The organism is Streptomyces misionensis (assembly GCF_900104815.1).
GTDB lineage: Bacteria > Actinomycetota > Actinomycetes > Streptomycetales > Streptomycetaceae > Streptomyces > Streptomyces misionensis.
Map to the genome: position 1 here is coordinate 6,279,191 of NZ_FNTD01000004.1, position 25,516 is coordinate 6,304,706.

General features: G+C 75.3%; 19 protein-coding genes. 12 read left to right on the plus strand and 7 right to left on the minus strand.

Annotated features, from left to right (window positions below; genetic code table 11):
- Nucleotides 1–200: 200 nt before the first annotated feature.
- Nucleotides 201–1,769 (plus strand): carboxylesterase/lipase family protein, encoded by a 1,569-nt coding sequence (locus BLW85_RS30080; RefSeq protein ID WP_208624917.1) that lies wholly within the window; start codon nt 201–203, stop codon nt 1,767–1,769.
- A gap of 96 nt (nt 1,770–1,865) precedes the next feature.
- Here BLW85_RS30080 and mmuM read toward each other — a convergent pair whose 3' ends face one another.
- Complete coding sequence (mmuM, locus tag BLW85_RS30085) at nt 1,866–2,801, minus strand: homocysteine S-methyltransferase (RefSeq protein WP_070025569.1); 936 nt, start codon at nt 2,799–2,801, stop codon at nt 1,866–1,868.
- A 76-nt stretch (nt 2,802–2,877) separates the two neighbouring features.
- Nucleotides 2,878–3,660 carry a type I methionyl aminopeptidase gene (gene map, locus BLW85_RS30090; RefSeq protein ID WP_070025570.1) on the minus strand — a complete coding sequence of 261 codons (783 nt, stop codon included), beginning with the start codon at nt 3,658–3,660 and terminating at the stop codon, nt 2,878–2,880.
- A gap of 64 nt (nt 3,661–3,724) precedes the next feature.
- On the opposite strand from map, the gene BLW85_RS30095 reads away from it, so the two are divergent.
- Nucleotides 3,725–4,030 carry a helix-turn-helix domain-containing protein gene (locus BLW85_RS30095; RefSeq protein WP_070025571.1) on the plus strand — a complete coding sequence of 102 codons (306 nt, stop codon included), beginning with the start codon at nt 3,725–3,727 and terminating at the stop codon, nt 4,028–4,030.
- A gap of 42 nt (nt 4,031–4,072) precedes the next feature.
- Here BLW85_RS30095 and BLW85_RS30100 read toward each other — a convergent pair whose 3' ends face one another.
- From BLW85_RS30100 to BLW85_RS30110, 3 genes are all read right to left on the minus strand, one after another.
- Nucleotides 4,073–4,807, minus strand: a complete 735-nt coding sequence (locus BLW85_RS30100; RefSeq protein ID WP_074993992.1) for an alpha/beta fold hydrolase — start codon at nt 4,805–4,807, stop codon at nt 4,073–4,075.
- 113 nt (nt 4,808–4,920) lie between these two features.
- Nucleotides 4,921–7,791, minus strand: a complete 2,871-nt coding sequence (locus BLW85_RS30105) for a glycoside hydrolase family 2 TIM barrel-domain containing protein (protein ID WP_074993994.1) — start codon at nt 7,789–7,791, stop codon at nt 4,921–4,923.
- Between the two features lie 53 nt (nt 7,792–7,844).
- Nucleotides 7,845–9,089: an FAD-binding protein gene (locus BLW85_RS30110; RefSeq protein ID WP_074993997.1), complete on the minus strand. Its 1,245-nt coding sequence runs from the start codon at nt 9,087–9,089 to the stop codon at nt 7,845–7,847.
- Between the two features lie 107 nt (nt 9,090–9,196).
- Here BLW85_RS30110 and BLW85_RS30115 point away from each other — a divergent pair, with 107 nt between their 5' ends.
- From BLW85_RS30115 to BLW85_RS30145, 7 genes are all read left to right on the plus strand, one after another.
- Complete coding sequence (locus BLW85_RS30115) at nt 9,197–10,204, plus strand: hydroxyacid dehydrogenase (protein WP_074993999.1); 1,008 nt, start codon at nt 9,197–9,199, stop codon at nt 10,202–10,204.
- A 161-nt stretch (nt 10,205–10,365) separates the two neighbouring features.
- Nucleotides 10,366–11,685 (plus strand): radical SAM protein, encoded by a 1,320-nt coding sequence (locus BLW85_RS30120; RefSeq protein WP_070025576.1) that lies wholly within the window; start codon nt 10,366–10,368, stop codon nt 11,683–11,685.
- 160 nt (nt 11,686–11,845) lie between these two features.
- Nucleotides 11,846–13,384, plus strand: coding sequence for a cellulose-binding domain-containing protein (locus BLW85_RS30125; RefSeq protein ID WP_074994001.1), 1,539 nt, complete (start codon nt 11,846–11,848; stop codon nt 13,382–13,384).
- A 270-nt stretch (nt 13,385–13,654) separates the two neighbouring features.
- The gene (rsgA, locus tag BLW85_RS30130; protein ID WP_074994003.1) at nt 13,655–14,749 is read left to right on the plus strand and encodes a ribosome small subunit-dependent GTPase A; all 1,095 of its coding nucleotides are present in this window, start codon (nt 13,655–13,657) and stop codon (nt 14,747–14,749) included.
- A gap of 65 nt (nt 14,750–14,814) precedes the next feature.
- Nucleotides 14,815–17,622, plus strand: coding sequence for a SpoIIE family protein phosphatase (locus BLW85_RS30135; RefSeq protein ID WP_079172455.1), 2,808 nt, complete (start codon nt 14,815–14,817; stop codon nt 17,620–17,622).
- Nucleotides 17,623–17,700: 78 nt separating this feature from the next.
- Entirely contained in the window at nt 17,701–19,101 is a 1,401-nt protein-coding gene (locus BLW85_RS30140) for a DNA-3-methyladenine glycosylase 2 family protein (RefSeq protein WP_208624918.1), read from the plus strand.
- Nucleotides 19,098–19,589, plus strand: coding sequence for a methylated-DNA--[protein]-cysteine S-methyltransferase (locus tag BLW85_RS30145; RefSeq protein ID WP_070025580.1), 492 nt, complete (start codon nt 19,098–19,100; stop codon nt 19,587–19,589). The genes BLW85_RS30140 and BLW85_RS30145 overlap by 4 nt, the downstream gene beginning before the upstream one ends.
- Nucleotides 19,590–19,700: 111 nt before the next feature.
- Here the strand turns inward: BLW85_RS30145 and BLW85_RS30150 are convergent, their stop codons facing one another.
- Entirely contained in the window at nt 19,701–20,306 is a 606-nt protein-coding gene (locus BLW85_RS30150; RefSeq protein ID WP_070025581.1) for a TetR/AcrR family transcriptional regulator, read from the minus strand.
- A gap of 127 nt (nt 20,307–20,433) precedes the next feature.
- Here BLW85_RS30150 and BLW85_RS30155 point away from each other — a divergent pair, with 127 nt between their 5' ends.
- Nucleotides 20,434–21,423 (plus strand): alpha/beta fold hydrolase, encoded by a 990-nt coding sequence (locus tag BLW85_RS30155; protein WP_074994007.1) that lies wholly within the window; start codon nt 20,434–20,436, stop codon nt 21,421–21,423.
- Nucleotides 21,424–21,560: 137 nt separating this feature from the next.
- Complete coding sequence (locus tag BLW85_RS30160; protein ID WP_074994009.1) at nt 21,561–22,778, plus strand: GDSL-type esterase/lipase family protein; 1,218 nt, start codon at nt 21,561–21,563, stop codon at nt 22,776–22,778.
- A 61-nt stretch (nt 22,779–22,839) separates the two neighbouring features.
- Here the strand turns inward: BLW85_RS30160 and BLW85_RS30165 are convergent, their stop codons facing one another.
- A complete protein-coding gene (locus BLW85_RS30165; RefSeq protein ID WP_074994011.1) occupies nt 22,840–23,826 on the minus strand; it encodes a helix-turn-helix transcriptional regulator in 987 nt (328 codons plus the stop codon).
- Between the two features lie 539 nt (nt 23,827–24,365).
- On the opposite strand from BLW85_RS30165, the gene BLW85_RS30170 reads away from it, so the two are divergent.
- Nucleotides 24,366–25,472, plus strand: coding sequence for a protein phosphatase 2C domain-containing protein (locus tag BLW85_RS30170; RefSeq protein WP_074994014.1), 1,107 nt, complete (start codon nt 24,366–24,368; stop codon nt 25,470–25,472).
- The last annotated feature ends 44 nt before the right edge of the window (nt 25,473–25,516 follow it).

The following is a 25,516-nucleotide window of genomic DNA, read 5'->3' on the forward strand; positions in this document are numbered from 1 at the left end:
CACGCGGTCGTACGGCCGCGTGCTCGGGGGCGACGGCGGCCGGGCACCTCCCCTCCAGGGAGGCGGCCCGGCCTCGTCGTGTCCGGCCGTCCGGGTACACCGGACGGCCTACCGCGTGGTCTGTGCACCGGAATACATCCGGTCGCCGTGTTGCTCTGATGTGAACAGGGCAAGACTCGTCGGCGAAGGGCTGGTGGGCGATGACGGCAGACCCGACGGGCCCGGTGGCCAGAACGCCCCACGGTGCGGTCCGCGGCCGGTACGAAGGGGGAGTCGCGGTATTCCGGGGCATCCCGTACGCCGCCCCGCCCTTCGGCCCCCGGCGCTTCCGGCCGCCCGAGCCGCCCGAGCCCTGGGACGGGGTGCGCGACGCGGGCGTGTTCGGACCGACCGCGCCGAAACCGCCGTACTCTGAGGCGTTCGCCGAGTACCTGTCCGACCCCGCCATCCCCGGCGACGACTGCCTCAACCTCAACATATGGACGCCCGACCCGGCCCCCGGCGCCCGGCTGCCCGTCCTGGTGTGGCTGCACGGCGGCGCGCTGACCAGGGGTTCCTCCGCCGTGCCGGTCTACGACGGCCGCACCTTCGCGCGTGACGGCGTCGTCTTCGTCTCGGTCAACTACCGGCTGGGCGTCGAGGGCTACGGACTGTTCCCGGACGCGCCGCCCAACCCCGGGCTGCGCGACCAGCTCGCCGCGCTGCGCTGGGTGCACGAGGCGATCGGCGCCTTCGGCGGCGACCCCGGCCGCGTCACCCTGTGCGGCCAGTCGGCGGGCGCCATCAGCGCCGGCGTCCTGCTCGCCTCGCCCCACACGGACGGCCTGGTCCGGCGCGCGGTGCTGCAGAGCGGCGCGCCCGAGATCTCCGACCGCGAAAAGGTACGGCGGATGGTGCGCCGGATGGCCGCCCGGCTGAAGGTCCCCGCCACCGCCGAGGCCTTCGCCGCCGTCGACCGCGAACTGCTGCTGCGGACCCAGGCCGAGGTCGGCCGGCTCTCCAGCCCGGTGCTGGGCGGGCCGGCGTTCGGCGTCGTCGTGGACGGCGACCTCGTGCCCCGCGACCCGCTGAAGGCCCTGGCCGAGCACGACGCCGCCCGGGACGTGGACCTGCTGATGGGCTGGACCCGGGACGAGTACCGGCTGTGGCTGGTGCCCGGGGGACTGGTGGAGCACGTCGACCGGCTCGGCGCCGTCGCCCTGGCCGGAGCCATGGCCCGCTGCCACTCCGGCCACGAGGTCCCGCGCGGCTACCGGGCCCTGCACCCCGACGCGGGCGCCGCCGAGATCGTCGGCCAGATGGTCACCGACCACCTGCTGCGCGTCCCGCTGCACCGTCTCGCCGACGCCCGCCCCGGCAGGAGCCATCTCTACGAGTTCGCCTGGCCCTCCCTGCGCCCCGGACTCCGCGCCTGCCACGCCCTGGAGCTTGGCTTCGTGTTCGACTCCGGCGACATCCCCGAGTCGCAGAAGCTCGCCGGGCACGGCGCGCCGCACGAGCTGTGCGACGAGATGCACACGGCGTGGGTGCGGTTCGCGACGAGCGGGGACCCCGGCTGGGAGGCGTGGGACGCCTCGCATCCGGTGCGGATCTTCGGCGACGGCGTCGCGCATACCGCGTACGGTCCCCGGGACGCGGAAGTCGCCCTGTGGTCGGCCGTCCCCGTCACCCCGCCGCCCCGCCCGGCCGCCGTCCCCCGCGCCCCCGGCGCCGAACTGGCCTCCGCCATGCGCCGTCTGCGCCGCTCGGTCGGTGCCCTGCGCCGCTGATCCGGGGGCGGAGACCCCGGTCGGGGGCGCGTGCCCGACCTGGGGGCCGGCGGATGTCGGGGCGCGGTGGACGCACCCGACGCGGCCCGCGGCGCGTCAGGCCGTCCCCGCCTCCAGCGCCCGTGCGATCGAGGCGATGGACTCCGGGCCCACCCGGCAGCACCCGCCGATCAGCCGCGCCCCCTCGGCCCGCCACGCCGTGACCCGCTCGGCGCCGAACGTGGTGCGCCCGTCCCAGGCCCGGGCCCCCGCGTCCCAGGACTCCCCGCTGTTGGGGTAGGCCACCACCGGCTTCCCGGTGACCCGCGCCGCGATCTCCACGGCGGGTCCCACGTCCCGGGGCGCGCAGCAGTTCACACCGACCGCGATCACCTCGTCCGCTTCCGCCGCCAGGGCGAAGGCCTCCTCCAGGGGCTGCCCGGCGCGGGTGCGCGGACCGTCGACCGTGTACGAGAGCCAGGCGGGCACCCCGAGCCCGCGCACCGCACGCAGCAGCGCGACGGCCTCGTCGGTGTCCGGCACCGTCTCCAGCGCCAGCACGTCCGGCCCGGCGGCGGCCAGCACCTCCAGCCGGGGCCGGTGGAACCGCTCCAGCTCGGCCACGCCGAGCCCGTAGCGGCCCCGGTACTCGGAGCCGTCCGCGAGCATCGCCCCGTACGGCCCCGCCGAGGCCGCCACCCACAACGGCCGCCGCACACCCGCCTCCCGGGCCCGCCCGGCCGCCTCCCGGGCCAGCCGCACGCTCAGCGCGAGCAGCCGGGCCGCCTCCGCGCGCCCTGTGCCGCGCCGCGCGAAGCCCTCGAAGGTGGCCTGGTAGCTCGCGGTGATCGCCACGCTCGCGCCCGCGAGGAAGTAGGCGAGATGGGCCTCGGTGATCGCGTCCGGCCGCTCGGCGAGCAGCCGCGCCGACCACAGCGCGTCGCTCAGGTCGTGCCCGGCGGACTCCAGCTGGTTGGACAGTCCGCCGTCGAGTACGACCGTGCCGGCGGCGAGGGCGGCGGCGAGGCTGGGGGAGCAGACGTTGCCGGTCATGCCACGACGCTAGCCCACACGACGTACCGCCGGCGCGGCCCGGCCGGGTCCGCCGGGGAGGCACCGGTGCGGGTGCTCACGCTCGCGCGTGCGTGGGCAGGGTGAGGATCTCGGCTCCGTCCTCGGTGATCGCGATGGTGTGCTCGCTGTGCGCGGTGCGGCAGCCCGTCGCGCTGCGCAGCGTCCAGCCGTCCGCGTCGGTGACCAGTGTGGCGGTGTCGGCCATGACCCAGGGCTCCAGGGCGAGCAGCAGTCCGGGGCGCAGCTGGTAACCGCGGCCGGGCCGCCCGGTGTTCGGGACGTGCGGGTCCTGGTGCATCGTCGAGCCGATGCCGTGGCCCCCGAACTCGGTGTTGACCGGGTAGCCCGCCTTGCCGAGGACCGTGCCGATGGCGTGGGAGAGGTCGCCGATGCGCGCCCCGGGCCGGGCGGCGGCGATGCCGGCGGCGAGCGCGCGTTCGGTCGTCTCGATCAGCGCGACGCTCTCCGCCGGCCTGGCGTCGCCCACCAGGAAGCTGATCGCCGCGTCCGCGGCCACCCCGCCCCTGGCCACGGCGAGGTCGAGGGTCAGCAGGTCCCCGTCCGCCAGCGTGTAGTCGTGCGGCAGCCCGTGGAGCACCCCGTCGTTGACGGCCGTGCAGATGTAGTGCCCGAACGGGCCGCGCCCGAAGGAAGGCGCGTAGTCGACGTAGCAGGACTCCGCACCCGCCTCGACGATCATTTCCTTGGCCCACCGGTCGATGTCCAGCAGGTTCGTCCCGACCGCGCTGCGCTGCCTCAGCGTGTGCAGGATGTCTCCGACCAGGGCGCCGGTGTCCCTCGCCCGGTCGAGCCGCGCGGAGTTCAGGATCTCGATCATGGGGACCTCTCATGTGTGTCCAATAACTATACCGGTCTAACTGTACCGGTATTAGAATTGCCCCATGGTCAGGTTGCCGCTCACCCCCGCCGAGATCGAACGCGGACAGCGCCTCGGGGCCCTGCTCCGCCGGGCCCGTGGCCGCCGCTCGATGCTGGACGTGGCGCTCGCCTCGCACATCTCGCCGGAAACCCTGCGGAAGATCGAGTCCGGCCGTGTGGCCACCCCCGCCTTCCCGACCATCGCGGCGATCGCCGACACCCTCGGCCTCTCCCTCGACGCCGTCTGGGCCGAGATCAGCGGGGCGGAGCGAGCCGTTGGGGATCAGCCGGTCCTGGCCGTCGCACGGCACCCGTCGCTGGCCTCGTGACGGCGGCGCCCTGCCGGCCGCTCCCGGACGGCAGGCACCGGCCTACGACGGGCTCCGCGCGCCGGAAAGCAGCGACTCGGCCAGCCTGTCGGCGAACTCCACCGGGTGTTCCAGCGTGCCCAGGTGTCCGCCGGGAAACTCCGTGAACGCCCCGCCCAGCCGCTCGGCCAGGAACTCCGCCGTGCGGTGCAGCACGTGGCCGCGGGAGTCCGCGCCCGCGGCGAGCGTGAGCGGAACGCCCGCCGGTACCGCGGCGGGTGCGTACCGGACGAACGGGTGCAGCACCCGGGCGAGGAACACCCCCATCGGCGTCGCCGATTCGCCCTCGGCCGGGGGCCGACCGGAGCCGTCCAGTCGGCCGATGAGTTCGGCGCGCAGCTCGGCACCGTCCGGCAGCACGGTGACACAGGGCGGCTCGTGCGCCACCACGTGCGCCAGCCGCCCCGGATGCCGCACGAGCAGGTCGAGCACCGCGATACCGCCCGAGCTGGTGCCGAACACATACGCCGGTTCACCCTCGGGCAGCACCGCCTCCAGCACCCGGTGCGCCCCCTCGCTCCAGTCCGCCACCCGCTGCTCGGCCACCGGCAGACCGAGCCGGCCGTGCGCGAGTCCCAGCGGGTCGTACGTCACCACGGTGAACCGCGTCGCCAGCCGCTCGACCAGCGGCCCGAGCCCCATCGGGTGCCCGGCCCCGCCCGGCAGCACCAGCAGCACGGGCCCGCCGCCCGTCACGTCGTAGTGGTCGCGGCCGTCCTGGCGCCCCGTCTCGGTCATCGCTCGTCCTCTCCCGGTGGCAACGCACGCCCGGCCGGCGGGCGTTGATCGTCATACCCGGCAGACGGTACGTCCCGCGCCGCGCCGGAGCCTCCGAATTAGGCGCCGGCGGATCAGGAGGGCAGCGGGGAGAAGACGAAGGAGAACCCGGCCGGTTCCGGGCGCAGGTGGTAGCGGGGCAGGGGGCCGGGGCCGCAGGACTGGGAGCCGATGCCGTGGTGGGCGTGGTCGAGGTTGACCCAGACGGAGTCACCGGGCACCAGGTCGGTGCGGTGGGCGGCGGCGTCCAGCTGCTCGGTGGTCCAGCGGCGGGCGGTGAGGAAGAAGAGGGGGTCGCCCTCGATGCGCAGACCGCCCAGCTCGGCCCAGCGGACGTCGATGCGGGCGCCGTTCTCCTGGGGGCGGACGTAGGGCGTCTGCATACCGTCCACAGTCGACTGCCAACGGCCGACGACGGCCGCCGTCCTGGTGTCCGGATACGCCTCGCCCGGTCCGCCGCCGAACCACCGCACACGGTCGGCCGTGTGCAATCCGAAGCGGATGCCGAGCCGGGGGAGCGGCACCGTCCAGTCGCCCTCCGGTACAACGCCCACGGTCAGCCGCAGCCGGTCTCCGTCGGACGTCCAGCGGTACACCGTCGACAGTCCCAGCTCCCGCCCGGCCGGCGCCACCCTGGTACGGACCGTCAGCGCGCCCTCGCCGATCTCCACCGCGTCCAGCCGGTGCCGCATCCGGTGCAGCCCGATCCCGCGCCACAGCGGGCCGCAGCGCGGCTCGCTCTGCCAGGCGGCGCCCTCGTCGTTGTCGGTGGGCGCCCGCCACACGTCCAGCCGCAGACCGTCGACGGCCACATCGCCGACCGCCACCAGGGCGCCGCTCCGCGCGTCGAACGTCCCGGGGCCGAGGGTGAGCACGCCGTCCCCGGTGCGCGGCCGGGCGGTCGCCCGGACGTGGGGGGCCGTGCGTTCCGACGCCGGGAACTGGCCCCAGGCGACGACATGGCCCCGGTCCGCCCACGGCGCGTCCGCCGCGAGCGCCGCCCGGACCAGCCAGTGCGCCTCCCCGGCCGGCGCGTCACGCGGCGGCACGGGCAGCTCGACGTCCGCCGACCCGCCGGGCGCGAGCGGGGGCACCGGCAGGGGGCCGGACGCCACCGTCTCCCCGTCGACCTGGTACGACCACGAGAACGCGAGCGCCGACAGATCGGCCACGTCGTACTTGTTGGTCACCCGGACCGTGCCGTCCCTGCCGTCGCCCGCGATGCCGACCGGCTCGATCACCTTCCGGTACTCGACCAGCCCCGGGGAGGGCCGCCGGTCCGGGAAGAGCAGGCCGTCGCAGACGAAGTTGCCGTCGTGCAGTTCCTCCCCGAAGTCACCGCCGTAGGCGTGGCCCAGCTCCGGGTGCGTGATGCCGTGATCGATCCACTCCCAGACGAACCCGCCCTGCAACCGCTCGTACGACTCGAACAGCCGCTGGTACTCGGCGAGTCCGCCGGGCCCGTTGCCCATCGCGTGGGCGTACTCGCACAGCAGGAACGGCAGTCGGCGCCGGCCGAGCGGTCCGCCGTCCAGGCCGCGCCCGATGCGCTCCACCTCGGCGTGGCCGGCGTACATCCGGGAGTACACGTCCGTGTCACGGCAGTCGGGGTCGCCCTCGTAGTGGACCGGGCGGGACGGGTCGCGGCCGTGGATCCACTCGGCCATCGCGGTCAGGCCACGGCCCGTGCCCGCCTCGTTGCCGAGGGACCACAGGACGATCGACGGATGGTTCTTGTCCCGCTCGACCATGCGGGCCGCCCGGTCCAGCAGGGCGGGGGTCCAGCGGTCGTCGTCCACCGGGTTGTCCCGCCAGCCCGCTTCGGTGAAGCCGTGGGTCTCCAGATCGCACTCGTCGATCACCCACAGGCCGTACTCGTCGCACAGGTCGAGGAAGGCGGGGTGCGGCGGGTAGTGGGAGGTGCGGACGGCGTTGACGTTGTGCCGCTTCATCAGCAGCACGTCCTCGCGCATGGTCGCGAGGTCCAGCGCGCGGCCCCGCTCCGGGTGCCACTCGTGCCGGTTGACCCCCTTGAAGAGGACGGGCCTGCCGTTGACCCTGAGCAGGCCGTCCGACACCTCCACCGTGCGGAAGCCGATCCGCAGCGGCACTCGCTCGCCCCGGGTGGCCAGCACACCGTCGTAGAGCCGCGGCACCTCCGCCGACCACGGCTGCACCGGCACCGTCACCGGCTCCCCGGTCGGGACGTCGATGCCGAGCCCCGGGACGGTGACCCGGCCGGGCACCACCGAGTCGACGCGCAGGGTGCCGGTGCCCGCGCGGTGGTCGTAGCCGGCGTGCACGAAGAAATCCCGTACACCGTCGGCCGGGCGGTGCGCCAAGGTGACGTCCCGGAAGATGCCCGGCAGCCACCACTGGTCCTGGTCCTCCAGATAGGAGCCCGCCGACCACTGGTGGACACGCACCGCCAGCACGTTGCCGGCCGTCCTCAGCAGGCGGCCGACCGCGAACTCGTGCGGCAGCCGCGACCCCTTGAACGTGCCGAGTTCCGTCCCGTTCAGCCACACCCGGGCGCAGGACTCCACCCCCTCGAACCGCAGCACCGCCTCGCCGTCGAAGCGGTCCGGCCAGTCGGGCGGCAGATCGAAGACCCGCAGATGGTCGCCGGTCGGATTCTCGGCCGGCACCCGCGGCGGATCCACCGGGAACGGGTAGCGGTGGTTCGTGTAGACGGGAGAACCATGGCCCTGGAGGACCCAGTGGCCCGGCACCGCGATCCGCGCCCACCCGTGCGCGTCGAACCCCTCCCGCGCGAAGGAGTCGTCCTCGGCACCGGCCGCCGGCGACAGCCGGAACCGCCATTCCCCGTTCAGGGAAAGGGCCTTGGCGTCCGAGGACGCGTACCAGGCGCGGGGCGGCAGCGTCCCGGAGCCGGGGGAGACGTCCTCGACGTAGTCGACGGCGGTGCGCAGGGGGACGGACATCGGTCTCCGATCTGGTGCCACACGAGGTCGGGTGGGTCAGGCGGGAGGGATCGTCAGGCGTCGAGCAGGTCGGCGACGAAGGCGTTGGTGAACTTGCCGGTCGGGTCGAGGGTTCGGACGAGGGCCCGGAAGTCGCCGAGTCGTGCGTACCGTCCGCGAAGCACCGCCGACGGTATACCGAATACCTTTCCCCAGTGCGGGCGCGGATCGAACGGCTCCAGCGCCTCCTCCAGCCGGCGCACCACCGGCAGCACGGCCGCCTCGTCCCGCACCCAGGTGAAGTGGAGCGCGACCGAGTCGCGCGCATGGGCCGGGCTGAGCCACTGGGGATCGGCGGCGACCGTACGCACTTCGCAGATCTGGAGAACACCGGCGACGGTGTGCCGTATCCGGTCGATCGCGGACAGCGCGTCGACGGCCGCCGAGCGCGGCAGCAGGTACTCCGACTGAATCTCCTCGCCGCTGCTCGGCGTGAACTCCGCCCGGAAGTGCGGCAGTCGCTCGTGCCACGGCCCCGGCACCCCCAACTGCACGGTGCAGTTCTCCGCCGGCATGCCCGGCACCGGATGCATGGCCTCGACCGCCGCAGCGGCCTCGGGGAAGGCACCCGCCGTCCGGTCGGTGCGCGCCTTGAGCCACACCTGCCGGAAGCCGGGCTCCCGCCAGTCCGTGAACAGGCTCACGCTGTACGCGGCCCCCGCCACCGCCTCGAAGTCCAGGCCCTCCCACGGCAGTTCGGTGAACACCCGCTGTTCCACCTCGAAGGCCGGTTCGAGGTCGAGCGTGAGCGCGGTGACGACGCCCAGCGCGCCCAGCGAGGTCACGGCGCCGTCGAAGCGGGCGTCGCCCCGGCCGATCGTCACCGTCGTACCGTCCGCGACGACCAGCTCCACCTCGCGCACCGCCGACGCCAGCGGAGGGTTGGCCACCCCCGAGCCGTGCGTACCGGTCGCCACCGAACCGGCCACCGAGATGTGCGGCAGCGAGGCCATGTTGGGCAGGGCCAGACCCCGGGCGTGCACCGCGCGGGCCAGCTCGGCGTAGCGGACCCCGCCCGACACCCGGACGGTCCGCGCGGCCGAGTCCACGTCGATCACCGGCGGCAGCTGGGCGGCCGACAGCAGAACGCCGTTCGGACCGGGATCGGCGATGCGGTTGAAGGAGTGCCCGCTGCCCAGCACCCGCACCTTCGCGGCGCCGGCCACCAGGGCGCGCAACGCGTCGAGCGTGCGGGGGCGCTGGTACTCCTTCGCGCCGTAGGTGATGGTGTGTGCCCAGTTGGTCACCATTTCGCTCATATCGCCGTTCCTTCCACAGGGGCGCGGGTCCGTTGACCCTCTCGTCCGCCGCGACCTACGGTAGAGATCGCTTGCCGTCCGCGCCTCACCGACCGGGAGGTCCGCCCTTGACCGAGCGCCCGCAGGCTGTGTTCGCCATGGCGGCCGAGAACGTCCCGCACCTCTTCCCGCCCGAACTCCTCACCCGGCTGCGCGCCTCGGTGGACATCGACCCGGCGCTCGTCGCGCACGACTTCACCGAGCCGCGGCTGCGCGAGGCCCTGGCCCGCGCCGAGATCCTCATCACCGGCTGGGGCTGCCCCCGCCTCGACGCGGCCGCCCTGGACGCCGCGCCGAAGCTGCGCGCGGTGCTGCACGCGGCCGGCTCGGTCAAGGGCTTCGCCACCGCCGAGGTGTGGCGGCGCGGCATCGTCGTCTCCTCGGCGGCCGCCGCGAACGCCCTGCCCGTGGCCGAGTACACGCTCGCCATGATCCTGCTCACCGGCAAGGACGTCTTCGCGTTCCGCCGGCTGCTGCGCGCCCGGCGCGACTTCCCGTACGGCGACGTCACCCCCGGCATCGGCAACCACGGCCGCCGCGTGGGCGTCGTCGGCGCCTCCCGCGTCGGACGCCGGCTGATCGAACTGCTGCGCCCGTACGACCTCGCCGTCACGCTCACCGACCCGCATGTCGACGCCCCGGAGGCGGCCCGGCTCGGAGTGCCGCTGCTGCCCCTGGACGAGCTGCTGCGCACCTCGGACGTCGTCACGCTGCACGCCCCCGAGACACCCGGGACGCGCCGTATGATCGGCGCCCGTGAACTCGCCCTGATGCCCACCGGGGCGGTGCTCGTCAACACCGCGCGCGGCGCCCTGGTCGACCACGACGCGCTCGCCGAGGAGCTGGCCACGGGCCGGCTCGCCGCCGTCCTGGACGTCACCGACCCGGAACCGCTGCCCGCCGACTCGCCGCTGTTCGACCTGCCCAACGCGTTCATCACCCCGCACCTGGCGGGCTCCCAGGGGAACGAGGTGTCCCGCCTCGGCCGGACGGTGGTCGAGGAGGCCGCCCGGCTGTCGGCCGGCGACGGGCTTCTGTACCCGGTCGACCCCACGGCGCTCGACCGGCTGGCCTGACGCCCGTATGCCGCACATCGCCCGATGTGCGCCGTATGCGCCACCCCCCGCCGCACCGCGCACACCCCCTCCCGGACACGTCACCCGGACCCGCCACGGATTCCCCGGACCCGGGGGCATACGGTGTGGGAAGTACGCCTGAGCCGGGAGGAGACATACGGATGGGCAGTCGCACCGCGCTGGTCGAGGATCTGATGGAGCGGTTCCCGCACGTGCCGCGGGAAGCCGTCTTCAAGGAGGACCTGCTCCGGGGCGGCGTCGCCTTCGACAAATCCGCCCTCAGCGACAACGAGAACGGTGACGTCAAGCCGAAGTCGTACTTCATCTTCTCCTTCGACCACGGCACCCTGCCCGAGCTGGGCGAGGCCGCGCTGCGCCGGCCCCCGGAGGAGATCATCCTCACGGGCGGCCCGTACGACCTGCGCCGTACGGTCGTCTCCGTACGGGTGAACCCCGCCTCCCCCTACCGGGTGGCCGCCGACGAGGAGGGGCTGCTCGGCCTCTACCTGGACGGCAAGCGCATCGCCGACGTCGGCGTGCCGCCGATGCCCGAGTACTACCGGCACACCCTCTCCAACGGGAAGTCCGTCATGGAGGTCGCGCCCACCATCCAGTGGGGCTACCTGATCTACCTGACCGTCTTCCGGGTCTGCCAGTACTTCGGCGCCAAGGAGGAGTGCCAGTACTGCGACATCAACCACAACTGGCGCCAGCACAAGGCGGCGGGGCGGCCGTACACGGGCGTGAAGGACGTCGAGGAGGTCCTCGAGGCCCTGGAGATCATCGACCGGTACGACACCCAGAAGGCGTCCACCGCGTACACCCTGACCGGCGGCGCGATCACCAAGACGGTCGCCGGGCGCGACGAGGCCGACTTCTACGGCCACTACGCCAAGGCCATCGAGGAGCGCTTCCCCGGCCGCTGGATCGGCAAGGTGGTGGCGCAGGCGCTGCCCAAGGCGGACGTGCAGCGGTTCAAGGACTACGGCGTGCAGATCTACCACCCCAACTTCGAGGTGTGGGACCGCCGGCTGTTCGAGCTGTACTGCCCCGGCAAGGAGCGCTACGTCGGCCGCGACGAGTGGCACAAGCGGATCCTGGACTCCGCCGAGGTGTTCGGGCCGCGCAATGTGATCCCCAACTTCGTGGCGGGCGTGGAGATGGCCGAGCCGTTCGGCTTCACCACCGTGGACGAGGCCATCGCCTCCACCACCGAGGGGCTGCGCTTCTTCATGTCGCACGGGATCACGCCCCGCTTCACCACCTGGTGCCCGGAGCCCACCACCCCGCTCGGCAAGGCCAACCCGCAGGGCGCGCCGCTGGAGTACCACATCCGGCTGCTCCAGGCCTACCGTCAGACCATGGACGACTTCGGCCTGTCCTCCCCGCCCGGCTACGGCCCGCCCGGGCCCGGCCGCGCGGTCTTCTCGGTCAGCTCCTTCATGGACAGCCTGCCCGCGCAGGAGCCGGCCGAGGCCTGACCAGGCCGGGGCCAAGGCCGCCACTGTGCGTGACCGGAAGCGTACGGGCCGCTTGTCAGCGGCGCCCGGTGCGTGAAAGGCTCGGGGGAGTGCCGCGAGGTTTCTGCCAACTCCGTCGTTCCTGTGGTGAGTTGACCTCGCCCGTGGATGCAGGAGTTCCATGCCCGACCTGCCGACCCCCCAGGGAACCGAGGCCGCGCTGTTCTCGGAGGCCTGGGACGCGGTGCTCTCGTACGCCGACCTGTGCACCTCCGGGTCGGCCACGGCCCACCGGCTGGCCACCGAGGCGTTCACGCGCGGCATGCGCGAGGTCCGTGCCGCCGCGCGCACCCATGTGCGCGGCGCGGGCCGCCGTACCCCGCGGCTGCCGACGATCCCGGCCCTGCTCACCGCGGTGCGCGCCACCGCGGCCGGCTGGCAGGCCGAGGGGCAGGGGCACCGGCTCGACCCCGGCCTGAGCGAGTGGCTGGACTCCGCCGAGGCGGCCCGCCACCTGGGCCCGCCCCGCGAGCGCCCCGCAGCGCTGCGCGCCCTGCGCGACCTGGCGGAGGCCGACGCGGCGCTGCTGTGGCTGGCGGAGGTGGAGGCGCTGCCGCCGTCCGCGGCCGCCCGCCGGCTCGGTCTGGAGCCGGCCGCCGTCTCGGGTGAACTCGAACGGGTGCGCACGCTCTTCCGGGACCGCTGCCGCCACGCCCACGGCGAGGGCGGGGCGGACGGCGAGTGCCGGGTCTGCGCCCGCGCCGGTTCTCCCGGGCACCCGCCCGCCTGCTCCCACTGCGCCGGCCCCGCCGCCCGGCAGCAGGGCGCCGCACTCGCCCCTGTCCTCGCCGGCGCGGTGATCGGCTGGGGCTCCCTCGCCTACCTGGAACGGCGCCGGCGGGCCAGCGAGGTGCGGCAGGGCACCGGGCGGCCCGCCGAGGCCGCGGACGGCGGCGAGACCGACAAGCGCGCGGGGCTCGGCCGGCTGCTGCGGGGCGGCGGCCTGTTCGCCACCGCGCTGCTGCTGTCGGCGCTGGCGCTGGCCGCCTCGCTGATGCCGTACGGCGGTTCCGGCGCGGACTCCTTCGCCGCGCGCGACGACACCGCCGCCACCCGCGAGGACGGCACGGCACCCGACGACACCGGGGCCCCGGGCGAGAAGGCGTCCCGCGACCACGGCCGAATCCAGGCCACCCCCGGCGGCCGCCCGGCCACCGCCGACCCCTCGCCCGCCCCGGCCGCGACCCTGACCCGCACGCCCGCCACCCCCGGCACCCGCGACTCCAGCCGTACGACACCCAGCCCCGCCCCCGACACCGCGCCCTCCGGCGTCCCCTCCCCGGCCCGCCGCCCCGGCGACACCGGGGCGGCCGCCGTGGCCCCCGCCCCCACGACCACCCCGCCGGTCTCCTGCCATGTCGCCTACGACCTGGTCGGCCAGTGGTCCGGCGGATTCCAGGCCACGGTCACCGTCACCGCCGAGCGGGCCCTCGCCGGATGGCGGGTCGACTGGTCCTTCCCCGACGGCCAGCAGATCACCCGGATGTGGGCCGCCACCGCCCGGCAGACCGGCGCCCGCGTCACCGCCACCGCCGCCGACTACGACCAGGCCGTCCCCGCCCGCACCGCCGTGTCCTTCGGCTTCACCGGCACCTGGGCCGCCGCCAACCGCGCCCCCGGCGGGTTCGCCCTCAACGGCGCGCCCTGCGCCGGCGGCTGACGCGCGCCCGCACCGGACGAGCGCCGCACGACGCCGCGCGGAAAACGCGTTGACGCGGCCCCCCGCACCCGGGCTACTGTCCTCCCACACGCCGAGGTGGCGTGCGCGACCACGAGCGAGGACGAGGAGGTGTCGACGATGGCTGTCACCGTGCCGGGCGCTGCCCACACCCAGGAACACCTCATCTCCACCTCCGTGGCCACCGGCTGATCCGAGCGGGTCGACGGCGTCGACCGCCGCTGCCCGGGGCCGCCCTTCGAAGGGTTTCCCTTGTCTTCCACCTCCGCTGTGCACTCCGCCCTGGCTCCCTACGGCTGGGACGACGACTGGGCCGACGCGTTCGCCCCCCACGCGGCCGAAGGGCTGCTGCCCGGCCGGGTCGTACGGGTCGACCGCGGGCAGTGCGACGTCGTCACCGCCGACGGCGTCGTCCGCGCCGACACCGCCTTCGTCACCCCGCACGACCCCCTGCGGGTCGTGTGCACCGGCGACTGGGTCGCCGTCGAAGCGGGCGGCAACCCCCGGTACGTCCGGACGTACCTGCCGCGCCGTACCGCCTTCGTGCGGTCCACCTCCTCCAAGCGGTCCGAGGGGCAGATCCTCGCGGCCAACGTCGACCACGCCGTGGTCGCGGTGTCCCTCGCCGTCGAACTCGACCTCGGCCGGGTCGAACGGTTCCTCGCCCTCGCCTGGGAGTCCGGCGCCCAGCCCGTGGTCGTCCTCACCAAGAGTGACCTGGTGGCCGATCCGGTCTCCCTCGCGCACCTGGTGCAGGACGTCGAGCACAGCGCGCCCGGCGTGCCGGTGCTCGGCGTCAGCGCCCACACCGGCGACGGTCTCGACGTCCTGCTCGCGCTGACCGGCTCCGGGACGACCGTGCTGCTCGGCCAGTCCGGCGCGGGCAAGTCCACCCTGGCCAACGCGCTCGTCGGCGAGGACGTGATGGACGTCCGGGCCGCGCGGGACGTCGACGGCAAGGGACGGCACACCACGACCACCCGCAACCTGCTCGCGCTGCCCGGCGGGGGCGTCCTCATCGACACGCCCGGGCTGCGCGGCGTCGGCCTGTACGACGCCGAGAGCGGGGTCGGGCAGGTGTTCGCCGAGATCGAGGAGCTGGCCGGCCGGTGCCGCTTCCACGACTGCGCCCACGAGAGCGAGCCGGGCTGCGCCGTGCTCGCCGCCGTGGACAGCGGTGAACTCGCCGTGCGCAGGCTGGACAGCTACCGCAAACTCATCCGTGAGAACCAGTGGATCGTCGCCAAGACCGACGCCCGCGTCCGTGCCGAGCTGAGGCGGGAATGGAAGCGCAGGGGCGCGGAGGGCAAGGCCGCGATGGAGGCGAAACGGGGCCGCTGGAGCTGACCCGTATCACCCACCCCGGCAGGTCGAACCGTGTCCCCTTCATTGGTGAATGTTAGAAATGCATCATGAAGAGGCGTTTCGGCCTGTTTCAGGGGTGGGACGCTTCCGTCCCGGCCGGAGCGTCCCTGGCCGGTGCCGACCCCGGCCGGTCCCGGTGGCTGCCGCCCGGCGTCCGCACGGTCGCCGGACAGATGTTCCTCCTCCAGCTGGTCATCCTGCTGCTGTTCGGCGCCGTGGCCGGCACCACCCTGGTGCTCCAGGCCCGGCAGGCCGGACTGAACGAGGCACGGCACCGCACGCTCGCCACCGCCGTCAGCTTCGCCAACTCCCCGGGCACCCTCGACGCGATGCGCTCCCCGGACCCCACGGCGGTGCTGCAACCCCGCGCCGAGGCGATCCGCAAGGCCGCCGGCGTCGACTACGTGGTCGCGTTCAACCCGGCCGGCATCCGCTGGACGCACCCCGTCCCGCAGCTGATCGGCAAACACGTCATCGGTTCCTACGAGCGGCCGCTGCGCGGACACACGCGGACCATCACCGCCGACACCCCCGTGGGCGTGGCCGTGGACTCCACCGCCCCCGTCGTCGACGCCCACCACAAGGTCGTCGGACTCGTCTCCGTCGGCATCACCACGCGCAGCATCGAGGCGCAGGTCACCCGGCAGCTGCCGCTGCTGCTCGCGGCCGGCTGCGGCGCGCTGCTGCTGGCGACGGCCGGGGTGGTACTGGTGAACCGCCGGCTGCGGCGGCAGACCCGCGGCCTGGAACCGGCCGAGCTGCGGCGGATGTACGACCACCACGACGCCGTGCTGCACGCCGCCCGCGAGGGCGTGCTCATCGTCGCGGCCGACGGCACGCTGCTGCTCGCCAACGACGAGGCGCTGCGCCTGCTGGGCCTGCCCGCGGACGCCGAGGGCAGACAGCTGGCCGGCCTCGGGCTCGCGCCGTCCCTCGCCGAGCTGCTGACCGCGGGGCGGCCGGTCACCGACGAGGTGTGCGAGGCCGGCGACCGGCTGCTCGCCGTGAGCGTCCGGCCCACCACGTCGCACGACTGCGCGCCCTCCAGCGTCGTCACCCTGCTCGACACCACCGAGCTGCGGGCCGTCGCCGGCCGCGCGGCCGTGGCCCAGCGGCGGCTGCGGCTGCTGTACGACGCCATGAGCAGGGTCGGCACCACCCTCGACGTGCGGCGCACGGCCGAGGAGCTGACCCGGTTCACCGTCCCCCGGTTCGCCGACTACGCCTGCGTGGACCTGCTCGACTCGATCCTGCGCGGCGGCGAGCCCGAGGGCACCACGATGCGCCGTACGGCCCTCACCGCCATCGACTCGGACCATCCGCTGTACCCGGTCGGCTCGCTCACCGACTTCGCCTCCCAGACCCCGCAGGCGATCGGCATGGGCACCGGCGTGCCGGTCCTGGAGCCGGACCTGAGCCGCGGCACCGGATGGCAGCAGTACGACCCCGCCAACGCCTCCCGGATCCTCGCCCACGGCATCCACTCGATGCTCGTGGTGCCGGTGCGGGCGCGTGGCGTCCTGATGGGCGTGGCCAGTTTCTGGCGTTCGGCGGACGCCGAGCCGTTCGAGCAGGAGGACATGGCGGTCGCCGAGGAGCTGGTCGCCCGGGCCGCGGTCGCCATCGACAACGCCCGCCGTTACACCCGGGAGCACACCACCGCCGTCACCCTCCAGCGCAGCCTGCTGCCGCGCGGCGTCCCCGACCAGTCGGCGCTCGAGGTGGCCTACCGGTACCTGCCGGCGCAGGCCGGGGTGGGTGGCGACTGGTTCGACGTCATCCAGCTGCCGGGCGCGCGGGTGGCGCTGGTCGTCGGCGACGTCGTCGGGCACGGGCTGCACGCGGCGGCCACCATGGGCCGGCTGCGCACCGCCGTGCACAACTTCTCCGCCCTCGACCTCAGCCCCGACGAACTCCTCGTCCACCTGGACGAACTGGTCAGCCGCATCGACAGCGACGAACGGGGGGACGGGAGCGCGGGCGACGGGCGGGACGCGGTCGCGGACGTCACCGGAGCCACCTGCCTGTACACGCTGTACGACCCGGTCGCCGGGCGTGCCACCATCGCCCGGGCCGGTCATCCCGGGCCCGCCCTGCTGCTGCCCGACGGCACCGCCACCTTCCCCGACGTGCCGGTCTCCCCGCCGCTGGGCCTCGGCGACGGCATGCCGGTGGAGACGCTGGAACTGGAGCTGCCGGAGGGGTCCCAGCTGGTGCTGTACACCGACGGGCTGCTGGAGGACCGCCGCCGGGACCTCGACACCGGCCTCGAACTGCTGCGCGGCACGCTGGCCGCTTCGGCGGGCCGCGCTCCGGAGGCCGTCTGCGCGGCCGTCCTCGAGACGGTGCTGCCCGCCCCGACCATCGACGACGTCGCCCTGCTGGTGGCCCGCACCCGGCTGCTGGGCCCCGAGCACGTCGCCGAGTGGGACGTGCCCCGCGATCCGGCGGCCGTCGCCCCCGTCCGCGCCGAGTGCGCCGCCACCCTGGACGCCTGGGGCCTCGGGGACGTCGGGTACACCGCCGAGCTGATCCTCAGCGAGCTGATCACCAACGCGGTCCGCTACGGCGCCTCGCCCATCCGGGTCCGGCTGCTGCACGACCGCGGGCTGATCTGCGAGGTCGCCGACGGCAGCAGCACCGCGCCGCACCCGCGGCGGGCGGCGGCCACCGACGAGGGCGGGCGCGGCCTGTTCCTCGTCGCCCAGCTCGCCACCCGCTGGGGCACCCGCTACACGGCGCGCGGCAAGGTGATCTGGGCCGAGCTGGCCCCGCAGGAGGAGCGCCCCACCCCGGCCGCCGGCGCCGACGCGGGCACCACCGACGACATCCTGGACCAGTGGGAGAGCATCTGAGTCGTGGCCGGGCCCCGTAGCTGGGTGTCCGTTTTCCGCCAGCCGTTCGTCCGGGCGGGGCCCACACTGGAACCTGTGATGGACGAGGACAGCAGGTACGAGGCGGTGCGCAGCCGGGACGGACGGTTCGACGGGGCGTTCTTCTTCGCCGTCGAGACGACCGGGATCTACTGCCGGCCCAGCTGCCCCGCGGTGACACCCAAGCGGCGCAACGTGCGGTTCTTCCCGACGGCCGCCGCCGCCCAGCGCTCCGGGTTCCGGGCCTGCCGGCGCTGCCGGCCGGACGCGGTGCCGGGCTCGGCGGAGTGGAACGTGCGCGCGGACGTCGTCGGCCGGGCCATGCGGCTGATCGCCGACGGCGTGGTGGACCGCGAGGGCGTCGCCGGGCTCGCGGCCCGCCTCGGCTACAGCGCCCGGCAGGTGCAGCGGCAGCTCACCACCGAGCTGGGCGCCGGACCGGTGGCGCTGGCCCGCGCGCAGCGGGCGCACACCGCGCGGGTGCTGCTCCAGACCACGGAACTGCCGGTCACCGAGATCGCGTTCGCGGCGGGGTTCGCGAGCGTGCGCCAGTTCAACGACACCGTCCGCGAGGTGTACGCGGCGACGCCGACCGAGGTGCGGGCCGCCGCCCCGCGCGGCAGCGGGGCCCGCCGGGCCGCCGCGGGCACCGGCATCCCGCTGCGCCTCGCCCACCGGGGCCCGTACCAGGCCGCCGCCGTCTTCGACCAGCTCGCCCGGGAGGCGGTGGCGGGCATCGAGGAGGTCACGGGCCGCCCCGGCGCCCTCACCTACCGGCGCACCCTGCGGCTGCCCTACGGCACCGGGATCGCCGCCGTCGCCGAACGCACCCGGACACCGCGCCCGGGCACCGGCACGCATCCCGGCGGCTGGCTGGACGCCCGTCTGCACCTCACCGACCCGCGGGACCTGACCACCGCCGTGCAGCGGCTGCGGCGGCTGTTCGACCTGGACGCCGACCCCTACGCGGTGGACGGACGGCTCGCCGCCGACCCCCGCCTCGCCCCCCTGGTCGCCGCCCGCCCCGGCCTGCGCGCACCCGGCGCCGTGGACCCCCTGGAACCCGCCGTGCGCGCCCTGGCCGGCCCCGCGGGTGCCGCGCGGCTGGTCCAGCGCCACGGCAAGACCCTCGACGCCCCGAGCGGCACGCTCACCCACCTCTTCCCGGAACCGGATGCGCTCGCCGAGGCGGACGGCCGCGCCGGCAACCCGCTCACCGCGCTCGCCGCCGCCCTCGCCGACGGCGCCCTCCGGCTGGACCCGGGCGCCGACCGGGACGACGCCCGGCGGGCGCTGCTCGCCCTGCCGGGGATGGACCCGGACACGGCAGCCGTCCTGTGCGCCCGCGCCCTCGGCGACCCCGACGTGGCCCCGCCCGGCATCCAGGTGCCCGACACCTGGCGGCCCTGGCGCACCTACGCCGTCCACCACCTTTACGCAGCAGGAGAGTTGACACGATGACCACCGCCGGATGCTTCACCCGTCTCGACTCGCCCCTCGGCCGGCTGCTGCTCACCGCCGACCCGGACGGGGCGCTCACCTCCCTGCGCTGCGCGGGGGAGATTCCGGACGGGCTGCGGGAGGACCCGGGGCCGTTCCGCGCCGCGCGGGAACAACTCGACGCCTACTTCGCCGGTGAACTCCGGGAATTCCGGCTGCCCTTGCGGGCGGAGGGCACCGAGTTCCGGCGGCGGGTGTGGGACGCGATGGACGAGGTGCCGTACGGCACCACCGTCACCTACGGCCGGCTCGCCGCCCGGATCGGCGCGCCCCGGGCGGCCGTTCGCGCCGTCGGCGGAGCGCTCGGCGCCAACCCCCTGCTGATCGTGCGCCCCTGCCACCGGGTGATCGGCGCCGACGGCTCCCTGACCGGCTACGCGGGCGGCCTCGACCGCAAGGTGCGGCTGCTGACCCTGGAGGGGGCCCTGGCGGCGCCGCGGGGGAACTGACGGTCCGGCGGCCGGCGCCCGCCGGAGGCCACTCGCGCGAGCCCGCCGGACCAGACGCACCGCAGGGTGCTGGCCGTCCTCGCCTGTCCGCGGGCCTGACCCCCGGGCGGCTCAGTCCGGCCGGAAGATCCGGTCCAGGTGATAGGCGAGCACCTCGGCGGCGGACTCGGCGGAGCGCTGGCCGACCAGGACGCCGGTGCCCAGTCCGGCGGACATGGCCAGCAGGCCGGCCGCCGCCGCCCCCGGGTCGGTGCCGGGCCGCAACCGCCCGGCGTCGGCGGCCCGTCGGAGCAGCGCGGCCACGGTCGCCTCGGCCGCGTCGGGGTCCTTGATGAACGGCTGGGCGGCCAGTGCCTCGTCGGTCACCGACAGCACGGCGTACGAGGTGTAGAGGTGGTGGAACGTACGGCTCTCCGCGTCGACCGGCAGCGCGGCCGTCAGCAGCGCCTCGATCACCGCGCGCGGCCCCGGCTCCGGCCCGGCCGCGGCGACCCGGGCGGCCACCCGCTGCCCGAACCGCTCCGCCAGGTGGCGCAGTCCGAAGAGCAGCAGCTTCTCCTTGGACTCGAAGTAGTACTGCACCAGCCGCAGTGAGACGCCCGCCTCCGCGGCCACGTCGCGCATCCCCACGGCGTGCAGCCCGAGCCGGGCCGCCGCCCGCACCAGGGCCTCCGCGATCTCGGTCCGCCGCTCGGCGTGGTCCACGCGCCTGGGCATCCGCCGCCCTCTCCCTGTCCCGCGGACCGGTGCCGTCCGGCCCGCCGTTCGCTGATCCGGGCTTCATGGTACAGCTGTACCAGCAACGTGGTACGTTCGTATCACGAAAAACCGACTGCCCCCGGAGGTGGCCGTGTCCCGGCCCGCAGCAGCCCGTCCCCAGGCCGACGTCGGCCGCTTCGTCAGCGACGCCCTGCGCGACCGCTACTTCGCCGCCTGCGACGCGGTGTTCGCGCTGGGCGTGGCCGCGTCCGGGGAACAGGACGTGGAGACGTCCTTCGGCACCACGCACGTCTACCGCTACGGCCCCGAGCCCGGACCGGCGCGGGAGGGCGGCGACCCGGCGGGGGAGACCCGCGACCGTACGCCCGTCGTCCTGGTGCACGGCGCCGGCAGCTGCTCGGCGATGTGGTACCCGAACACCGGCGCCCTCAGCGCCGAGCGGACCGTGTACGCCCTCGACACCCCGGGCGACCCCGGCCGCAGCGTGCAACGCGCCCCCATCCACGAGCCGGAGCACGCCGCCCGCTGGCTGGACGAGGCCCTCGCCGGGCTCGGCCTCGACAAGGTGCACCTGGTCGGCACCTCCTACGGCGGCTGGCTCGCCCTGAACCAGGCCCACCGCAGGCCCGAACGGCTCGCCTCGGTCACACTGCTCGACCCCGGCGGCCTGGAGAAGGTCGGGCTGCGCTTCTTCGTTTGGATCTTCGCCAGCCTGCTGGCCACCTTCGCCCCCAAGGCGCTGCGGCCCCGCCTCGCGTCCTGGCTGGAGCAACCGGTGCTGGTGGTACCCGAGTTGCGCGCGATGACCCACACCGGGGTGCGCGCCTACCGCATCCGCCGGCCGGTGCCGAAGCCGCTGACCGACGCCGAACTCGCCACCATACGCACGCCGTTGTACCTGCTGCTCGGCAAGCGCAGCCTCCTGGTGCACCCCCGGCGGCAGGTCGAGCGCGTGCCCCGGCTCGTGCCCGGCGCCCGCGCCGAGATCGTCGCGGACACCGGGCACGGACCGCAGATCGACCACGCGGACCTGGCCAACCGGCTGATGCTCGCATTCATGGCCGCCACCGAGGACGGCCTGGTCACGGGGCGGGCTCCCCGGGTCTCCGGCTGAGCGCCCGAGCCGCCGACTCGCCCGGCCCGCCGGGCCGTTGCGCCGACCGGGTGGAAACGGGACGGAGTTGCGGCGCGGCGGCGCCGGGCTGTGGCACGGTCGCCTCCGGCGGAACACGGGGAAGGGCGGGCGTACACATGGGCAAGGTCGGACGGGTCCTCGCGGTCCTGCTGCTGGCGCTGGGACTGCCGGGCGCGCGGGCCACCGCCGGGGCCGTCCCCGCGGTCGGCGCCGTACTCAACGCGCCTCGCTGGACCGGGAGTTGGGAGACCGCGCCGTCGGGCACCGCCGCCGCGCTGCCCGGCGCGGCCGTCCGCAACGTCGTCCACCTCAGCGTCGGCGGCACCGCCGTGCGGGTGCGGCTCAGCAACCGGTTCGGCAGCGCGCCCCTGCGGCTCGGCGCGGTGACCGTCGCGCTGCGCCGGGCCGCCGGTCCGGACGCCGCGCCCGGTACCCTGCGCGCCGCCACGTTCCGGGGCGCCGCCACCGCCACCGTCCCGCCCGGCGGGGAGACCGTCAGCGACCCGGTGCGGCTGACCGTGCCGGCCGCCGCCGACCTCCTCGTCACCGTGTACACCCCCGAGGACGACGGACGCGCCACCTACCACGCCACCGCCCTCCAGACCAGCTACGTGGCCGCCGAGGGCGCGGGCCACGCCGCCGACGCGGACGGCTCCGCGTACCGGGCCACCCTCACCTGCTGGTACTACGTCACCGGGGTCGACGTCCTGGGCCGCGCCACCGGCAGCGTCGTGGCCTTCGGCGACTCGCTCACCGACGGCACCGGATCCACCCCCGACGCCAACCGCCGCTGGCCCGACCGGCTCGCCGCGCGCCTTTCCGGCACGGGCGTCCTCAACGCCGGGATTGGCGGCAACCGGCTGCTGCGCGACGGCGCCGGGCCGAGCGCCCTCAGCCGCCTCGCCGCCGACGCCCTGGACCGGACCGGCGCGCGGATCCTCGTCGTCTTCGAGGGCATCAACGACATCAAGGGCCTCCCCCCGGCCAACGACCCCGCCGCCTACGCCGACGCCTACCGCACCATCGTCGACCGCGCCCACGCGCACGGCATCCGGGTCGTCGGCGTCACCCTCACCCCGTTCAACGGGTACGCCGCCTACACGGTCGCCCGCGAGGAGGTACGGCAGCGGGTCAACGCCTTCATCCGCACCGGCGGCGCCTTCGACGCGGTCGCCGACGCCGACGCCGCCGTCCGCGACCGAGCCGACCCCACCCGCATCCGCCCCGCCTACGACCCGGGCGACCACCTGCACTTCACCGACGCGGGCATGGCCGCGGTGGCCGAGACGGTCCGCCGCGCGCTCCGCCTGCCCGCGCCGACCGGCCACACGTGAGCGGCCCTTCGGCGCCACCGCCCCCAGCACGGGCAGCCGCACACGACCGGACGGCGGCGCATCAGCCCGGCTCGCGCGCGACCCAGCCCCGCTCGTGGGCGTGCCAGCCCAGTTGCAGCCGGGTGGTCACCCCGGCCAGCTCCATCAGCCGCTTCACCCGGCGCTGCACCGTCCGCAGCCCCAGGTCCAGTTGCTTGGCCACGCTCGCGTCGGTCAGCCCGGCCAGCAGCAGCGACAGCACCTCCAGATCGGTGCCGTCCGGCCCGTCCGGCACCTCCTCGGCCGCCCCCTGCCTGTTCAGCCGCAGCGGCAGCGCCTCGCGCCACACCGACTCGAACAGCCCCGCCAGCAGCTCCAGCAGCCCGCTGGCGTGCACCACCAGCGCGGCCGGCTCCGCGCTGCGCGAGGTCAGCGGCACCATCGCCAGCGAGCGGTCGGCGACGACCAGCTTCGTCGGCACCCGGTCCACCACCCGCACCCGCTCGCCCCGGCCGAGCGCGGCGGCCAGCCCGCCGAGCCCCTGCGGCGGATCCAGCACCGCCCGCTCCACCACCACCCGGTAGCGCACCCCGCGCCCGGCCGCCTGCTCCTCCGCCTCGTTCTCCGCCGCCGAGACCACCACGGGGTTCCCCGTCACCAGCGCGCACACCTCGTCGGCGGCGCCCAACTGGAGCTGGAGAAAACGCTGGGCCACCGCCGAGGCGCCGGTCACCACCTCCACCAGGTCGTGCACCGCGGGCTCGTCCGCCGCCGCCCGGTACTCCCGCGCGAGCAGCGCCGCCGCCAGCTCCGCCTGCTCCAGCTCGTGCCGCTGCCGGGTCAGCAGCGCGCCCAGGGCCACCGCGGGCGGCGCCGCCACCCAGCGGCCGGGACGCGCCGAGGAGCGGGCCGCGAGCCCCTGCCGCTCCAGCCGGCGCAGCGCGTGCTCGGTGTCCTGCTCCGCCAGCGTCAACCGCCGCGCCAGATCGGCCACCTCGGCCGCGCCCACCGCCACCAGCGCCCGGTACGCCGCCTCGTGTCTCTCGTCCAGCCCTATCGCCGCCAGCATCGCCCCGCGTCCCTCCCCTGAGTCCGAGCAGTGTGAGAACAAGCCGTCACACGGGCCCGCGGCTGGCGGAAACCGGCCACGACGCAAACCCGCCGCCGCCCATCATCGCGGTACCGCGGGTGCCTCTGCCAAGGTGGGCCTCACCGCGGCATTCGTGCCCGGAGACCTGCCGGGCCGGGGCGTCCGTGCGCCCGGTCGCGCCGCCGCGGCCGAGGCGACGACGCCGCGATCCGGCCGGTGGACCGGTGGCCGACAAGGCCCGGTACCGAAGGACCGTGACCCGGGCCCGTGCGTGTCCGCGCGTCCGAGGACGTGCCGAGGACGTGGAGGGGACACGGGGCCGGGTCACTTCGCACGTCGCCGGGCGGTCCCCCCGTGGGGGGTGGGACCGCCCGGCGGCCTTCCACCACGAGCCACCCCGCGCCCCTCGTCGTACGGCCGTACGACCCGTCCCCCGACACGCCGCCCTGGGCGCCTGCCGGGCGGCGGTTTTTCCCGATCCCCCGTTTTCCCACCGCCCCCGTGGTGACAATCAGGGCATGAGCCAGCAGGGGGGAAGACCCGCCGTCCGTCCCGAGGACGACTGGTGGGGGGACCTGTACGACGACGCCACCGGGGACACGGGCCCCACGGCCGCGCCCGACTCCCTGGACGACCGCTTCACCTCGGTCGAGCGGACGGTCAAAGGGCCCCGGACCCCGCCGGACCCGCCCGCCCCCGAGCCCGCCTCCCCCCTCGACTACGTGGGCTCGGGGCCGCCCACCTACGACCCCGAGCCCACCGCCCTGCCGGCCGCCGAGCCGGAGGCGCTGGAGGAGTCGGTGCCGGACACCGTGCTGGACGGTGCCCGGTACGGCGCGTGGACGCTGCGCTCCGTCTCGCTGCGCGGGGACTCGGCGCGCTACCGGGGCGAGCCGCGCCGGGACGCGCTGCTGACCGCCCGGTTCGGCACCGGCGGGCAGGCGCTGCTGCTCGTCGCGATGGCCACCGGCGCCCGGACCACGCCGGAGGCGCACCTGGCGGCGGCCGAGGCGTGCCGCTGGATCGGCCGGGCGGTGGGCCGCAGCCACCGGCGCCTCGCCGAGGACCTGCGGGCGGCCCGGCGCGCCGATCTGCGGGCCGGCCTGCACCGGCTGACCGACCGGGGCCTCGGCCGGCTCCGGTCGAGCGCGGTCGAACGGGGCCTCGACCCGCGGGAGTACACGGCGGCCCTGCGCTGCCTGCTGCTGCCGGCCGACCCGGACTGCCGTACCCGGCTGTTCTTCGGCACCGGCGACGGCGGCCTGTTCCTGCTGCGGGACGGCGCCTTCCGGGACATCGAGCCGCGGGCCACGCCCGCCGCACGCGCGACGCCGTCCGACGACGACCGGGTCACCCTCGGCCTCGGCGTCCCGCCCGCCGGGCCCGCGCCGGACCCGGCGCCGTTCCGCTTCCACGCCTCGCTAGCCCGCCCGGGTGATGTCCTGGTGATGTGTACGACGGGCCTGGCCGAGCCGTTGCGCGAGGAGCCCGCGCTCGGTGCTCACCTGGCCCGCCGCTGGTCCGGCCGCCGCGCGCCCGGTCTCGCCGCGTTCCTCGCCGACACCCGGGTGCGGGTCAAGGGCTACGCCGACGACCGTACGGCGGCGGCCGTGTGGGAGGCGTGACGGCTGCTCGTATGCCTCCATGGAACCGGGACCACGGACACCCG